This is a genomic window from Streptomyces sp. NBC_01431 (assembly GCF_036231355.1).
GTDB lineage: Bacteria > Actinomycetota > Actinomycetes > Streptomycetales > Streptomycetaceae > Streptomyces.
The window spans coordinates 5,913,516-5,928,547 of record NZ_CP109496.1; the positions used below are offsets into that span (position 1 = coordinate 5,913,516).

Annotated in this window: 12 protein-coding genes and 1 riboswitch; of the genes, 8 read left to right on the top strand and 4 right to left on the bottom strand. The window is 72.4% G+C overall.

Translation table 11 applies throughout. The features are described from left to right. The first annotated feature begins 113 nt into the window (after positions 1–113). Entirely contained in the window at positions 114–1,178 is a 1,065-nt protein-coding gene (trpD, locus tag OG522_RS26980) for an anthranilate phosphoribosyltransferase (RefSeq protein ID WP_329465590.1), read from the top strand. Positions 1,179–1,263: 85 nt separating this feature from the next. Then, a riboswitch (SAM riboswitch) is annotated at positions 1,264–1,381 on the top strand. 248 nt (positions 1,382–1,629) lie between these two features. After that, entirely contained in the window at positions 1,630–3,066 is a 1,437-nt protein-coding gene (locus OG522_RS26985; protein WP_329465591.1) for an aminotransferase class V-fold PLP-dependent enzyme, read from the top strand. A 273-nt stretch (positions 3,067–3,339) separates the two neighbouring features. Here OG522_RS26985 and OG522_RS26990 read toward each other — a convergent pair whose 3' ends face one another. Both OG522_RS26990 and OG522_RS26995 read right to left on the bottom strand, forming a co-directional pair. Beyond that, positions 3,340–3,621: an Lrp/AsnC family transcriptional regulator gene (locus OG522_RS26990; RefSeq protein WP_329465592.1), complete on the bottom strand. Its 282-nt coding sequence runs from the start codon at positions 3,619–3,621 to the stop codon at positions 3,340–3,342. Next, complete coding sequence (locus tag OG522_RS26995) at positions 3,618–4,367, bottom strand: rhomboid family intramembrane serine protease (protein WP_329465593.1); 750 nt, start codon at positions 4,365–4,367, stop codon at positions 3,618–3,620. The genes OG522_RS26990 and OG522_RS26995 overlap by 4 nt, the downstream gene beginning before the upstream one ends. Before the next feature lie 153 nt (positions 4,368–4,520). Between OG522_RS26995 and OG522_RS27000 the strand changes: the two genes are divergently transcribed. The 5 genes from OG522_RS27000 to OG522_RS27020 all read left to right on the top strand — a co-directional run bounded on the left by OG522_RS27000 (position 4,521) and on the right by OG522_RS27020 (position 10,019). Continuing rightward, entirely contained in the window at positions 4,521–4,775 is a 255-nt protein-coding gene (locus OG522_RS27000; protein ID WP_329465594.1) for a hypothetical protein, read from the top strand. Between the two features lie 45 nt (positions 4,776–4,820). Further along, positions 4,821–6,182 carry an NYN domain-containing protein gene (locus tag OG522_RS27005; protein WP_385522167.1) on the top strand — a complete coding sequence of 454 codons (1,362 nt, stop codon included), beginning with the start codon at positions 4,821–4,823 and terminating at the stop codon, positions 6,180–6,182. Between the two features lie 294 nt (positions 6,183–6,476). Further along, positions 6,477–7,502: a C40 family peptidase gene (locus OG522_RS27010; RefSeq protein ID WP_329465595.1), complete on the top strand. Its 1,026-nt coding sequence runs from the start codon at positions 6,477–6,479 to the stop codon at positions 7,500–7,502. 239 nt (positions 7,503–7,741) lie between these two features. Next, on the top strand, positions 7,742–8,770 hold the full coding sequence (locus tag OG522_RS27015) for a C40 family peptidase (RefSeq protein ID WP_329465596.1): 1,029 nt from the start codon (positions 7,742–7,744) through the stop codon (positions 8,768–8,770). Between the two features lie 16 nt (positions 8,771–8,786). Then, positions 8,787–10,019 (top strand): hypothetical protein, encoded by a 1,233-nt coding sequence (locus tag OG522_RS27020; protein WP_329465597.1) that lies wholly within the window; start codon positions 8,787–8,789, stop codon positions 10,017–10,019. Positions 10,020–10,193: 174 nt separating this feature from the next. Here the strand turns inward: OG522_RS27020 and OG522_RS27025 are convergent, their stop codons facing one another. Beyond that, positions 10,194–11,420 (bottom strand): glycosyltransferase family 87 protein, encoded by a 1,227-nt coding sequence (locus tag OG522_RS27025; protein WP_329465598.1) that lies wholly within the window; start codon positions 11,418–11,420, stop codon positions 10,194–10,196. Positions 11,421–11,625: 205 nt separating this feature from the next. Between OG522_RS27025 and OG522_RS27030 the strand changes: the two genes are divergently transcribed. Then, entirely contained in the window at positions 11,626–12,768 is a 1,143-nt protein-coding gene (locus OG522_RS27030; RefSeq protein WP_329465599.1) for a glycosyltransferase family 4 protein, read from the top strand. A 437-nt stretch (positions 12,769–13,205) separates the two neighbouring features. On the opposite strand, the gene OG522_RS27035 is transcribed toward OG522_RS27030, so the two are convergent. Beyond that, a complete protein-coding gene (locus OG522_RS27035; RefSeq protein WP_329465600.1) occupies positions 13,206–15,002 on the bottom strand; it encodes an AMP-dependent synthetase/ligase in 1,797 nt (598 codons plus the stop codon). Positions 15,003–15,032 lie beyond the last annotated feature (30 nt).

The following is a 15,032-nucleotide window of genomic DNA, read 5'->3' on the forward strand; positions in this document are numbered from 1 at the left end:
GGCCGGGCCGGAGTCTTTTCCGTGTCCGCACTGCGGGCACGGGCACGGACCGCCGCACGCCTGTCGATAGGCTGGCGGACGGTATCCCGTCCTTTTGACCACCAGGAGCGAGCATGAGCGCTGTTACCCCCACCGGAGGCGACACCGTGGCGGCCTACTCCTGGCCGGGTGTCCTGGACTCGCTGCTGAGCGGCGCCGACCAGAGCGAGGACGCGACGGCCTGGGCGATGGACCAGATCATGGCCGGCGAGGCGACGAACGCCCAGATCGCGGGTTTCATGGTCGCGCTGCGCGCCAAGGGCGAGACGGTCGCCGAGATCACCGGTCTGGTCCGCACCATGTACGCGCACGCCCATCTGATCGAGGTGCCGGGCCCCACCGTCGACATCGTCGGCACGGGCGGCGACGGCGCCAAGACCGTCAACATCTCCACCATGTCGGCGATCGTGGTCGCCGGGACCGGCGCCAAGGTCGTCAAGCACGGCAACCGCGCCGCCTCCTCCTCCAGCGGCGCCTCCGACGTCCTGGAGAAGCTCGGGGTCAATCTGCGGCTCTCGCCGAAGCGGGTGGCCCAGGTGGCCGAGGAGGCTGGGATCACCATGTGCTTCGCGGTGACCTTCCACCCCGCGCTGCGGTACGTGGCCGCCGCCCGCAAGGAGTTGGGCATCCGCACCACCTTCAACGTGCTGGGCCCGCTCACCAATCCGGCGAAGGTACGCGCCCAGGCGACCGGGGTCGCCGACCCGAGGATGGCACCCGTCGTGGCGGGCGTGCTCGCCGAGCGCGGTTCGTCCGCGCTGGTCTTCCGCGGCGACGACGGTCTGGACGAGCTCACCACCACCGCCACCTCCCGGGTGTGGGTGGTGCGCGACGGCGCCGTCCGCGAGGAGCGGTTCGACCCGCGCGACGTCGGCATCGAGATCACGTCCATCGAAGCGCTGCGCGGCGGGGACCCCTCGCACAACGCGGAGATCGTCCGCCGGCTCCTCGCCGGTGAGCAGGGGCCGGTGCGGGACTCGGTGCTGCTGAACTCGGCGGCCGCGCTGGTCGCCCTGGAACCGGGCGAGGGCCCACTCGCCGGACAGCTCGGCGCCGCGATGACGAGGGCCGCCGAGTCCATCGACTCCGGGGCGGCCCGCCTCGCGCTGGAGCGGTGGGTCGCGGCCAGCAACGCGTGAACCGCGGGCGACGTGACACAGGGCGCAGTCCGGATCGCGGACTGCGCCTTGCGCACGTCGGCAGGTGTGGCAGGATGCTCTTCAAGGTCATGAGTGACAGCGATTTAGGCCCCGGCTCGCTGTCCGGCAACCCTCCGTCCGTGGCGGGGTGCCCCGGGTGAAGACCAGGTCGTAGGCAGCAAGGCCTACGGCAAGCGCGGACCCCTGGACATCATCGGATGTCACAGCCCTGGGGTCCTGGTCCTCAAGGGAGCAGTCTCGTGAGCAAGCGAATGCGATAGGGCGTACCGCCCCTTCTTCACAGCCTCCGTGCCGCCCTTCTTCGGGTTGCGCGTTCGAGGCCAACACCCGTACACGGCAAGGCAGTTGAGCCCTCTCACCCGATGCAGGGCCATGCCGCCGTGCCCGGGGTCCGAAGTCAACTCGCCTTGTCCTGCCGGGAGATACCGCCATGTCCGCACGCCCCGCCGCTTCCGCCACCACCCTCGCCACCGCCGTCGACGAGTCCGCCGACCCCTGCTGTGCCGCGCCGCTGCCGGTGCTCGGCCGCGATGTCACCGTGCCGCTGGTCACCGGCGGCGAGGTGACCTACGCCGCCCTCGACTACGCGGCGAGCGCGCCCGCCCTCCAGCGGGTCTGGGACGACGTCGCCGCGTACGCCCCTTACTACGGCAGTGTGCACCGCGGGGCCGGCTACCTCTCGCAGCTCTCCACCGACCTGTTCGAGAACAGCCGCGCGACGGTCGCGGAGTTCCTCGACTGCCGCCCCGGCGACCAGGTGGTCTTCACCCGCTCCACCACGGACTCGCTCAATCTGCTCGCCCAGGCGCTCCCGGCCGACTGCCAGGTCTTCGTCTTCGAGACCGAGCACCACGCCTCGCTGCTGCCCTGGCGGGACGCCCGGGTCACCTATCTCGACGCGCCGCGCACCCCGCGGCAGGCGGTCGAGACGCTGGAGCGCGCGCTGGCCGACCGCGACTCTTCCCCGAGCTCTCAACTTCGTTCGGGTGGGGATGGCTCCAACAGTCCCGCACTGGTCTGCGTGACCGGTGCATCCAACGTCACCGGTGAGCTGTGGCCGGTGAAGGAACTCGCCGCCGCGGCCCACGCGCACGGCGCCCGCATCGTCCTGGACGCCGCCCAGCTGGCGCCCCACCACCCCGTATCCGTAAGGGAGTTGGACGTCGACTGGATCGCCTTCTCCGGGCACAAGCTGTACGCGCCGTTCGGCTCGGGCGTGCTCGCGGGCCGCGCCGACTGGCTCCAGGACGCCGAGCCGTACCTCGCGGGCGGCGGCGCCTCGAAGAAGGTCGCGCGGCGCGCCGACGGCGGCGTGGACGTCGAGTGGCACACGACGGCGGCCCGCCACGAGGCCGGGTCGCCCAACGTCATCGGCGTCTACGCCATCGCCTCCGCCTGCAAGGCGCTGACCGAGGCGGGCTTCGACGCGCTTGTCGAGCGGGAGCGGCACCTGATCGCGACGGTGCGCGAGGGCCTCGCGGCGGTGCCGGAGGTCAAGGTCCTCTCGCTGTTCGGCGACGACGCGCCCCGGGTCGGCGTCATCTCGTTCGTCGTCAAGGGCTGGAACAGCTCGCACTTCGCGGCGGCGCTCTCGGCGGAGTACGGGATCGGGGTGCGCGACGGCCTCTTCTGCGCCCACCCGCTGGTGCGCACGCTGCTCGGTAGCGACCCGCAGGAGCCGGGCGAGTGCGGTGCGCCGGAGGCCGAGCCGGGCGAGCGGTCGCTGAACGCGATCCGGGTGAGCTTCGGGGCGGGGACGCCGGACGAGCACGTGGCCCGCTTCGTGGGGGCGGTGCGGGAGCTGGTTACGCAGGGAGCGAAGTGGGAGTACCGCACCGAGGATGGCCGCTGCGTCCCGGCAGTGTGACCCCGCCGGGCCACGCTTCCCGGGGGCTCCCCGCCCCCGGCCCCGCTCGTGGCTTCGCCCCGGGCCCCGCTTTCGGGTGGGTGCGGGTTGTGTGGGGCTGGTCGCGCAGTTCCCCGCGCCCCTTGGTGGGGGCTTCGGCCCCCCAGTCAAGATGCGTGGGGGCGGGCGGTTTGGGCGCGTGCTGTCAGGGGCGCGGGGAACTGCGCGGGCGGCCGACCGTGGTCCGCGGCCGAAAGGCGCGGGGGGCGGGGGCGGAGCCCCCGAGGGGGTGGGTCAGGAGTCCAGGCCGATGGCGAACGCGGCTTCCAGGTCGTGCTGGGAGTACGTGCGGAACGCGACATGCGTATCCGTGCCCTCGACCCCGGGAATCTTGCTGATGCTGCCGGGGATGATGTCCGCCAGGTCGTCGTGGCGGGCCACCCGGACCAGCGCGATCAGGTCGTAGGTACCCGTCACCGAGTACACCTCGCTGACGCTTTCGAGCGCCGCGATCGATTCCGCGATCTCGGGAATCCGGTCCACGCTGGTCTTGATGAGCACGATCGCGGTGATCACGGCTGGCTTTCTCCCTCGGTGGCGGCCGCACCCGCGGGTCCCACGGGCCTTCGGCGTTTCACTCTATCCGTCCGGCGGAATCGGGCCCATGCGTAGAGGAAGCCGAGGCCGAAGCCGACGAGGTGGGCGAGGTAGGCCACGCCGGGCCCGGCCGCCTGACTGCGGATCGCCAGCCACTGCAGGGCGAACCAGAAGACGAGGACGACCCAGGCGGGCAGGCGCAGCGGCAGGAACAGCAGGAACGGGAAGATGCTCGTCACCCGGGCCCGGGGGAAGAGGCAGAGGAAGGCGCCCAGGACGGCCGAGATGGCCCCGGACGCTCCCACCAGGGTCTGCTGCGAGCCCGCGTGCGCCGCCGCGTACGCGAAGAGGGCCAGATAGCCGCTTGCCAGGTAGAACAGTGCGAACTCCACCCGGCCCATGCGTTCCTCGGTCATCACGCCGAAGACGTAAAGGAACAGCATGTTGCCGAGCAGGTGCAGCCAGCTGCCGTGCACGAACAGGGCGGTCAGCGGGGTGAGCAGGGCGGGTGGCCGGCCCGCGAGGAGTTCGCTGGGGATCACGCCCCAGCGGGCGAAGTAGTCGCTCTGGGAGCTGAGGATCGCGTCGCCGGTTCCGTATGCCGGGTTGAGGCCGGACGCCGGGCTGACGACGAAGAGCAGACAGCAGGCGGCGATCAGCGCGTACGTCACCGCCGGACCCCGCACCGCACCCTTGAGGATCGCCGCCCCCCGCCACTTGACCATGGGGAGAGAATGGCCCAAAAGGGGCTATCGGTACAGACTGCCTCGCCGTGTCCCCGGGTGGCGGGTAGGCCGTAGGGTTACGGGCAGACTCCCGCAGTTCGACGGCGCACCGCGAGATCCCGGACCATGGAAGTGGAAAGAGGACGGCACTATATGACCACCGTTCCCCAGCCGACCGCCGACACCCGGTGGCGCTGCACGCTCTGCGGAAACCTCACCCGTTTCGATGTCACCCGCTCGTCGAAAGTGGTCGAGTACGTCCATCTGGACCTCGCTGGAGAGCCCAAGGTGGAGGAACGCGAGGTGGTCAGTGAGACCATCGAGTCGGTTCGCTGCCGGTGGTGCAACGCGGTGGATCAGATCGAGCTGGTGGACCGGCCGGGTACCGACTCGGCGAGCGCCTCCTGAGGGGTGCTCCGTACGCGGCACGGATGACAGTTGGGGTGACGGATTGTGGAGCGTGCAAGCGGTGCTGAACCGGCCGCTTCGGCCGGCGACGGCCCCGTCGAGGTGCTCGACCGCCCGCTGCCCGAAGGAGTGCGGCGCCGGGTCGTCGCCTTCGTCTCGGAGGCGTTCGGCGGCCTGACCGTCGCCGAACTGCCCGGACAATTGCGGCAGTACGCCCGTTTCACCCCGACTCGGCGCGCCAAGTTCGCCGGCAACGCGATGGCCGCCGCCCTGGAGAGCGACCCGGTGTTCCGCCAGCGGATCGGCGAGCGGCTCAAGGAGTCCCAGCCCGAGCTCGCGGGAGCCGTCCAGGCGGGTTCGCCGCCCGCGGCCGCCGACCCCGTGGACGTGGCGGCCGCCGCCTATGTGTTGCGCCCCACCGGCTGGGTGAAGCTGGTGGCCGCGGCCGGCGAGGAGGCCCAGCGCGCGGACGCCGAGCGGGCCGACGAGGAGGGCCGGCGTGAACTGGAGCGGCTGCGCGAGGAACTCGCCGAGGCGCGCGCCCAGATCAAGTCCGAGAACGAACAGTTGCGGACGGAACTGCTCGCGGCGCGCAAGGAAGCCGAAACGCTCCAGCGCAAGCTGCGCAGCGCCCTGAGCGATGTGAAGCGCGGCGAGGCCGCCCTGCGCAAGACCACCTCGGAGATCGACGGCATCCGGGCCGAGGCCGCCGCCCAGGTGGCGGCCGCCGAGAGCGAGGCCCGGCGGCTCAAGACCCGTCTCGGCGAGGCCGAGTCGGGCCTGGAGGCGAGTCGGCGCGCGGTGCGCGAGGGGCGCTCCGTCGAGGACATGCGGCTGCGGCTGCTGCTCGACACCGTCCTGGAGGGCGCCCAGGGCCTGCGCCGCGAACTCGCCCTGCCGCCCGCCTCGGTGCGCCCCGCCGACACCGTGGACGCGGTCGCGCCGGGCACCATGACGCCCAAGGACATCGCGGCGCGTGCGCTCTCCGAGACCGACCCGGCGCTGCTCGACCAGCTCCTCGCGCTGCCCCAGGTGCACCTGGTGGTGGACGGCTACAACGTCACCAAGACCGGCTATCCCACGATGCCGCTGGAGAAGCAGCGGCTGCGGCTGCTCGGCGGGCTCTCGGTGCTCGCCGCGCAGACCGGCGCCGAGGTCACCTGTGTCTTCGACGGCGCGGAACTGGCGGCTCCGGTGCTGCTCGCACCGCCCAGGGGCGTCCGGGTGCTGTTCTCCAAGCCCGGGGTGACCGCGGACGAGCTGATCCGCCAGCTGGTGCGGGCCGAGCCCTCGGGGCGGCCCGTGGTGGTCGTGTCGACGGACCGGGAAGTCGCCGACGGCGTCGCGAAGGCGGGCGCGCGACCGGTCGCCTCCCTGTTGCTCCTGAAGCGCCTGTCGCGCGTCTGACGCATTCGTGCCCTGCCGACCGTTCTGGCCGGTCTGCCAACTCATGTGCCTGATGCCCGAATTCGGGTGATCGCTGCGGAGCACTCCGTCAAGCGCCCGCTACTACGCGTGGGATGACGGTAAAGAATGCTCTGGGTGACTGTATTTTTTCCGATCAGGATTTGAACTGATCACAGGAGGGTCACTAGGGTCTGGCCTCGTACCTTCACGTGGTTGATCACTCGCCCGGGGTGTCCGTGAAGGTCCCGCCGAGTCAGCAGAGTTCGGCGGCTGAGGAAGAAGGAGCTCGCCTTCGTGGCGTCCCACCGTCGACCCAAGCCCGCGAGCCGCACCCGCGTGACCGTTCTCACCGCGACCGCCGCCGCCGCCGTTGCCCTCACCTCGCAGGCCGCCCACGCGGACCCGAAACCGTCCAAGGACGAGGTCAAGAGCAAGGTCGACAAGCTCTACGACGAGGCCGAGAAGGCGACCGAGGCGTACGACGGCGCCAAGGAGAAGCAGAGCCAGCTGGAGCAGCAGGTCAGCCAGATCCAGGACAAGGTCGCGCGCGGACAGCAGGAGCTCAACACCCTGCGCGACGGCCTCGGTTCGATGGCCGCGGCGCAGTACCGCTCCGGCGGCATCGACCCCTCGCTCGCGCTCTTCCTCTCCTCCAACCCGGACGACTTCCTCGACAAGGCCAGCTCCCTCGACCAGTTGAGCGCCACTCAGGCCGAGGCGCTCCAGAAGATCCAGGGTCAGCAGCGCTCCCTCGCACAGGAGCGCCAGGAGGCCCAGAACAAGCTGAAGGACCTCGCCGACACCCGCAAGGTGCTCGGCGACAAGAAGCAGGAAGTCCAGGGCAAGCTCAGCGACGCGCAGAACCTGCTCAACTCGCTGACCGCACAGGAGAAGGCCTCGCTCGCCGCCGACGACGCGCGCGCCAACCGCTCCAACCAGCGCGCGGACCTCGGCAACGAGGCGCCCGCCTCCCAGCGCGGCGCCGCCGCCCTCGCCGCGGCCCAGACCATGATCGGCAGGCCGTACGTGTACGGCGCCACCGGCACCGCCTCCTTCGACTGCTCGGGCCTGACCTCCTGGGCCTACCGCCAGGCCGGCATAGACATCCCGAGGACCTCGGAGGAGCAGGCGAACGCCGGCACCCAGATCGGCCGCAGTCAGCTCAAGCCCGGCGACCTGGTGTTGTTCTTCGGAGACCTGCACCACGTCGCCCTGTACGCGGGCAACAACATGGTCCTGCACGCGCCCAAGCCGGGCGCGGTGGTGCGCTACGAGTCGATGGACGACATGCCGTTCCAGTTCGGCGTCCGCGTCAGCTGAACCGCCTTTCCTTCCGTCAGCCTCCGACACCGCCCGAACGGGCGAATTTCGACAGCTCGGGCTGACGCCACGCCCCGCCGGTGACCTGTGATCTCCGGCGGGGCGTCACTTTGTGTGGCCGCCGGGGTCGTTGGCCCGCGGGTATGCCCCCGGTTACTGTCCGGCGTGCGGTTCCCCGGTGGCTCGCCGCCCACCCGGGCGGCAGGGGGCCGCACGCAGTGCAAGGGAGTGCGGCATCCGTGGCGTCCCATCGCCGGTCCTCGCAGTCCGGCCTCACCCAGAGCGCCCGCGTCACCGTTCTTTCGGCCGCGGCCGCGGCGGCGGCGGCAGCCCTCGCGGCACCCTCGGCGAGCGCCGACCCGCACCCGTCGGGCGCCTCGGGCCAGGCCAAGGTCGACCAGCTCTTCCAGGAGGCCGAGCAGGCCACCGAGCAGTACGACAAGGCCGATGAGCGGGCCGACCGGCTGCGCGACGAGGTGAAGCACGCCGAGGACGCCGTCGCGCGTGGCCAGGAGCGGATCAACCGCATGCGGGGCGCGCTCGGCGCGATCGCCGGCGCGCAGTACCGCTCCGGCGGCATCGACCCCTCGCTCGCGCTGCTCCTCTCCGCCGACCCGGCCTCCTATCTCGACAAGGCCGCGGCCCTCGACCGGCTGAGCGAGCACCAGAGCGGCGCGCTCCAGGACCTTCAGCGGGAGCAGCGCCGCCTGGCGCAGCAGCGGGCCGACGCGCGCCGCAAACTGGCCGAGCTCGAGCGCAGCCGCAGCGAGGTCGCCCGGCACAAGCGGACCGTGGAGTCGAAGCTGGCGCAGGCGCGCCGCATGCTGAACGCGCTGCCGACCGCCGACCGGGCCGCCTTCGACCGGGCCTCCCGCTCGGGCCGCACCGAACTGCCTGAGCTGTCCGACGCCCAGCCCGCCTCCGATCGGGCCGCGGCGGCCGTCATGGCGGCCCGCTCGGCGATCGGCAGACCGTACATCTGGGGTTCCAACGGGCCCTCGGGGTTCGACTGCTCGGGCCTGATGCAGTGGTCGTACGCCCAGGCCGGCATCGGTCTGCCGCGCACCTCGCAGGAGCAGCGGTACGCGGGCCACCAGGTGCCGCTCTCCGAGGCGAAGCCGGGCGACCTGGTGGCCTACCGCCACGACGCCAGCCACATCGCGATGTACATGGGAAACGGCCAGGTGGTGCACGCCCCGTACCCGGGCGCGCCGGTGCGCTACGACCCGGTGGGGATGATGCCGGTCTCCTCGGTCACCCGCGTCTGACCGTACGATCGGGCGCGTGGCAGGTCAGGGTCGTGGACGACGGGTGTGGCGCGGGCGCGCGGCGGGCTGCGCCCTCGCCGCGCTGCTGCTCGCCGCGGGCTGCTCGGCGCCCGGGTCGGCGCCGGACGCGACCAGGGGCCAGGTGCAGCGGGTACTGGACCGGCGGGCGGCCGCGGTCCTGGGGCACGACGAGGGCGGCTATCTGGCGGCGGTCGACCCCGCGGCGACCGGGCTGCGCGCGGCGCAGCGCGCCGAGTTCGACAACCTCGCGCAGGTGCCACTGGCGTCCTGGACATACACGGTCGACTCGGTGGCCCGGCAGGGCGGGACGGTCACCGCGAAGGTGGACCTGCGCTACCGGATCGAGGGGTACGACAGCGCCCCCGTGAGCGCGGCCCGCTCCCTCACCCTCGATCAGCGCGACGGCCACTGGTACGTCGCGGGCGACCAGCCCGCCAAGGGCGCCGCCCAGATGCTGTGGCAGCAGGGCCCGGTCACCGCGGTACGCGGCGGGCACAGCCTGGTGCTCGGGGTGGGCCAGGACGCGGCGCGGCTGCACCAGATCGCGGACACCGCGGACGCGGCCGTGCCCCAGGTGTCGGCGGCCTGGCCCGGAAAGTGGGCGGGCCGCGTGGTCGTCCTCGTACCCGCCTCGCTGGACGGGATGGCCGCGCTGCTCGGGGCGCCCGCCGCCTCCTACCGGGGGATAGCGGCGGTGACCACCGGCGAGGCGGGCGGCTCGACGGCGGCTCCGGCGGACCGGGTGATCGTCAACCCGGAGGCGTACTCGGTCCTCGGCGACCTGGGCCGCCGGGTCGTCCTCACCCACGAGACCACCCATGTCGCCACCCGTGCGCACACCTCGCCCGCCACCCCGATGTGGCTCTCGGAGGGGTACGCGGACTGGGTCGGCTACCGCGGCACCGGCCGCACCGCGGCGCAGGCCGCCCCCGAACTCCAGCAGGCGGTCCGCGCCGGCGACCTCCCCGCCGCCCTGCCGGACGACGCGGACTTCGGCTTCGACGGCGGCGCGGACCGCCTCGCCCGCGCGTACGAGGGCGGCTGGCTGGCCTGCCGCCTGATCGCGTCCCACTGGAGCGAGGCGACGCTGGCCCGCTTCTACACCAAGGTGGGCGACCAGCCCCACCGCGAGGGCGCGGTGGAAAAGGCGATGTCCGATGAACTCGGCCTGTCCCCAGGGGAGTTCACCACGATGTGGCGAGAGTACGTACGCGACCAACTGGCCTGAGCACCCCGCCGCCAGCCGCCCGATCGCCTCGGCGAGCCACCTCTTCTCCTCGACCGCCGTCGCCCGCGCGATCCGCAGCATCCCCTCCCGAAACCGGGGGGTCTGCCTGGGGATGGCGGTGGCCGCGGGCGGTCAGTGTGTCGCCGTCGCGGGGTTTTGGCGGGGTGTGGGGGGTCAGCGGCTGCTGGACGACTCGGTCGTGCGGGTCGGCTGAACGGGCAGGGTTAGCGGGTTGCGGGTGGGGGACGCCGACTGCCACAGGCGGTGGCAGGACACGAGGGACGCGGTGAGCAGGAGGGCGTTGCGGACGGCGAGGAGCAGGATGCCGAGCCGGTCGCCGGCCACCACGTGGGAGAACCAGATCGGGAACTCCAGGAGCGTCACGCCGGTCGCGGCCAGGACCAGTTGGCCGGGGAGGACCATGGGGCTGCGGCGGAAGACGAGGCACACTGCGCCCAGACCGACCAGCCACAGCAGGTACTGCGGGCTGATGACGCGGCTGGTGGTGGTGAAGAGCAGCACCGCGGTGAAGGCCGCGTCCGCCAGGGTGCTCGGCCGCACCGGGCCACGGGCCCTGATCCGCCACAGCAGCAGCCACCCGAGGGCGAGCGCGCTCAGCGCCAGCGCCAGCGTGGATACCAGTGGGACGTACGGGCCGAGGAACTCCACCGAGCCGTAGTTCAGCTGCACCCGCCCCGGCCAGCCGGAGTGCCGGGCCACCTGGAAGACCAGCGCCCCCAGCGACTCCACCTCGGTACCCCGCTCCCGCTGGAAGGTGAGGAAGGCGAACGCCCCCGGCGCCGCCGCCGCGCACGCCAGCGACAGCCCGGCCGCCGTGACGGCGGCGGTCGTCCAGGCCCGGCGCGGGGCGCGCACGAGCAGCAGGACCGGCCACACCTTGAGCAGCGCCCCGAAAGCCGCCAGCGCACCGAGGACCCGGGGGTGGCGGGCGCCCGCGAGCAGCGCCGTGACGGCGACCGCGGTCACCATCAGGTCGTAGCGGGCGTACGCGGTCGGGCCGAGCAGCGGCACCCCCAGCGCCCACATCCAGGCGCCGCCGCGGGACTTGCCGGGCCGCCCGGCCGCGTACATCAGCAGGCCGAAGACCAGCGCGTCGGCGAGGAAGGCGAGCACGAAGAAGGCCGAGGCGTAGTCCAGGAAGGGGAGCGCCGCGGGGGAGAGGATCGCGAGCGCGGCAGCCGGCGGGTACTGCCAGGTCACGTCGTCCAGCGGGTACGTGCCGGTCTGGAGGACCTGCGACCAGCCCTGGTAGATGACGTGGACATCGCTGGTGACGTCCGGACCCGGCAGCACCAGAACCCTGAAGACGCAGAGCAGCAGCAGACAGCGGGTCGCGGCCCAGGTGGCCGTCACGGCGAGGGTGCGCCGGGGAACGCTCATGATGACGGTGCCCGTCTCATCCTGGTTTCGGGGGGTCGGAGTCAGCCATCATGCCGGGTGCGGCCGCGCGCCGACCAAGAGGCGGGGCCGCATGCCGCGGCCTCGCGAGATTCCGGCTCGCCCCTGGCCGGGGGCGTCCGGATCCGCGGCCGCGCCACGGGCCGGCTTTCGGTTCCGTGCGCCGTCTTCGGTACTGTCGGCGGCGATGCACAAGACCCTGATCGTGACCAATGACTTCCCGCCGCGCCCCGGCGGGATCCAGGCGTTCCTGCACAACATGGCGCTGCGCCTGGACCCCGAGCAGATCGTCGTCTACGCCTCGACCTGGAAGCGGAGCCGGGAGGGCATCGAGGCGACCGCCGCGTTCGATGCCGAGCAGCCGTTCACCGTCGTACGCGACCGCACCACGATGCTGCTGCCGACGCCCCGGGCCACCCGGCGCGCCGTCTCCCTGCTGCGTGAACACGGCTGCTCCTCCGTGTGGTTCGGGGCGGCGGCGCCGCTCGGCCTCATGGGGCCCGCGCTGCGCAGGGCCGGCGCCGAACGCCTGGTGGCGACCACCCATGGGCACGAGGCGGGGTGGGCCCAGTTGCCCGCCGCGCGGCAGTTGCTCCGGCGGATCGGCGAGGGTACGGACACGATCACCTATCTGGGTGAGTACACCCGGTCCCGGATCGCGGACGCGCTGACCCAGCAGGCCGCGGCCCGCATGGTCCAACTCCCGCCCGGCGTCGACGAGAAGACCTTCCACCCCGGCTCCGGCGGCGACGTCGTACGCGAACGCCTCGGGCTCGCCGACCGGCCCGTCGTGGTCTGCGTGTCACGGCTCGTGTCGCGCAAGGGGCAGGACACGCTGATCCTGGCCATGCCCGCGATCCTGGCGCAGGTGCCGGAGACGGTCCTGCTCATCGTCGGCGGCGGGCCGTACGAGGCCGGCCTGCGCAAACTGGCGCTGGACACCGGGGTCTCGGCCGCCGTCCGCTTCACCGGCGCGGTGCCCTGGGAGGAACTGCCGGCGCACTACGGGGCGGGCGACGTGTTCGCGATGCCGTGCCGCACCCGGCGCGGCGGCCTGGACGTCGAGGGGCTCGGCATCGTGTACCTGGAGGCGTCGGCGACCGGCCTGCCCGTGGTCGCGGGCGACTCCGGCGGTGCGCCCGACGCGGTTCTCGACGGCGAGACGGGCTGGGTGGTGCGCGGCGGCGCCCCCGAGGACTCGGCGGACCGCATCGTCACGCTCCTCCAGGACGCGGAACTGCGGCGCAGCATGGGGGAGCGGGGGCGGGAGTGGGTGGAGGAGAAGTGGCGCTGGGACCTCTTGGCGGAGAAGCTCAAGGGCCTGCTTTAGCCACACGGCTCCGCTCCACGGGGGCGGGCATGTGGCTCGGCGGGCCGTGCGTGGCTGGTTGCGTGGTTGCGTGGTTGCCCCGCGCCCCTGAACTCGCCTTCGGCCGCGGGCCGTGCGTGGCTGGTCGCGCAGTTCCCCGCGCCCCTAGCAGGGTTGGTCCGAAGTCCGTCCGGTCTGTTGGGCCGGGTTGGTCCCAAGCCTGTCCGGCCTCTTGGGCGCCGCCCACGCAGGCATCCCCAGCCTGTCCGGCGATTGAGGACGAGCGCCCTTCAGGCGCGAAACGGCCCGGGGCCGCCCGGCCGCGCACCATGGCCGGAGAAGGGGCCCGGGGCCGCCCGGCCGCGCGCAATGGGCCGCAGCAGTGGCCCGGCCGCGCGCCGGGGGCCAAAGGAGGGGGTCGGGGGCGGCAGCCCCCGAGACCCTGGGCCCGCTGCGGCTCAGCGGGTGTAGATCGCCTCGATCTCGTCCGCGAAGTCCTTCGCCACGACGTTCCGCTTGAGCTTCAGCGAAGGCGTGATGTGCCCCGCCTCCTCGGTGAACTGGGCCCCGAGGACCCGGAACTTGCGTACCGACTCCGCCTTGGAGACCGCCGCGTTGCCGTCGTCCACCGCCCGCTGCACCTCGGCGAGCAGATCCGCGTCGTCGCGCAACGTGGCCGCGGTCACCCCCGCGGGCTTGCCGTGCTCCTCGGCCCAGCGGCCAAGGAACTCCTCGTCGAGCGTGACGAGCGCGCCGACGAACGGCCGCCCGTCGCCGACCACCATGCACTCCGCGACCAGCGCGTGCGCGCGGATGCGGTCCTCGATCACCGCGGGGGCGACGTTCTTGCCGCCCGCTGTGACGATGATCTCCTTCTTGCGGCCGGTGATCGCGAGGTAGCCGTCCTCGTCGAGGGTGCCGATGTCACCGGTGTGGAACCAGCCGTCGGCCAGCGCCTCGGCGGTCGCGGCGGCGTTGTTCCAGTAGCCCTGGAACAGGTGCTCGCCGTGCAGCAGCACCTCGCCGTCGTCCGCGATCCGTACGACCGAACCCGGCAGCGGCTGCCCGACCGTGCCGATCTTCGGGCGGTCCCAGGGGTTGAACGCGGTCGCGGCACAGGACTCGGTCAGGCCGTAGCCCTCCAGGACCGTGAAGCCGATGCCGCGGAAGAAGTGGCCGAGCCGCTCGCCGAGCGGCGCGCCGCCGGAGATCGCGTACTCGCCGCGCCCGCCGAGCACCGCCCGCAGCTTGCTGTAGACGAGCTTGTCGAAGACCTTGTGCTTGATCTTCAGACCGACCGAAGGCCCCGCCGGGGTGCTGAGCGCCTTGCTGTACGCGATCGCCGTGTGCGCGGCCTTGTCGAAGACCGCGCCCTTGCCGTCGGCCTGCGCCTTGGCGCGCGCCGAGTTGTAGACCTTCTCGAAGACGCGCGGCACGCCGAGGATCAACGTCGGCCGGAACGAGGCGAGTTCATCGGTCAGGTTCTTGATGTCCGGTACGCAGCCGAGCTTGATCGGCGCCATCACCGAGGCCACCTCGACGAGCCGCCCGAAGACGTGCGCCGCGGGCAGGAACAGGAGAACCGAGCACTCGCCGGTACGGAACAGGGGCTTGAGGCGCTCGACCACGTTGCCGCACTCGGCGAAGAAGGCGCGGTGGGTCAGCACACAGCCCTTGGGGCGGCCGGTGGTGCCCGAGGTGTAGACGATGGTGGCGGGGTCGTCGGCGTGCGCCGAGGACATCCGCTGGTCGAGCAGTTCCTCGGAGACGTCCGCGCCGAGGGCGGTGAGCCGGCCCACCGCGTCCTTGTCGATCTGCCAGATGCCCTTGAGGGCGGGCAGACCGCCCTGGACCGCGGCCACGGACGCCTGGTGCGCCTCGGACTCGACGATGGCGACCGTCGCGCCGGAGTCGCCCAGGATCCACTGGATCTGCTCGGGCGAACTGGTCTCGTACACCGGGACGGTGACCGCGCCCGCGCTCCAGATCGCGAAGTCGAGCAGCACCCACTCGTATCGCGTCCGCGAGAGCAGGGCCACCCGGTCGCCGGCGTCGACGCCGGCGGCGATCAGGCCCTTGGCGACGGCGCGCACCTCGGCGAGGAACTGGCGGGCGGTGACATCGGCCCAAGCGCCCGCGATCTTGCGGCCCATGACCGCGACATCGGGGTGCTGAGCGGCATTGCGGCGGATCAGATCCGTCAGGTTGCCGTCCGAAGGGACCTCGTACAGGGCCGGAAGGCTGAACTCGCGCAAGACTGCTGCTCCTCATCGGGCGCCGGTGCC

Excerpts from the sequence above, each read along its gene's own strand:
- trpD (WP_329465590.1), top strand. The coding sequence starts at position 114 with ATGAGCGCTGTTACCCCCACCGGAGGCGACACCGTGGCGGCCTACTCC.
- OG522_RS26985 (WP_329465591.1), top strand. The coding sequence starts at position 1,630 with ATGTCCGCACGCCCCGCCGCTTCCGCCACCACCCTCGCCACCGCCGTC.
- OG522_RS26995 (WP_329465593.1), bottom strand. The coding sequence starts at position 4,367 with ATGGTCAAGTGGCGGGGGGCGGCGATCCTCAAGGGTGCGGTGCGGGGT.
- OG522_RS27000 (WP_329465594.1), top strand. The coding sequence starts at position 4,521 with ATGACCACCGTTCCCCAGCCGACCGCCGACACCCGGTGGCGCTGCACG.
- OG522_RS27025 (WP_329465598.1), bottom strand. The coding sequence starts at position 11,420 with ATGAGCGTTCCCCGGCGCACCCTCGCCGTGACGGCCACCTGGGCCGCG.
- OG522_RS27030 (WP_329465599.1), top strand. The coding sequence starts at position 11,626 with ATGCACAAGACCCTGATCGTGACCAATGACTTCCCGCCGCGCCCCGGC.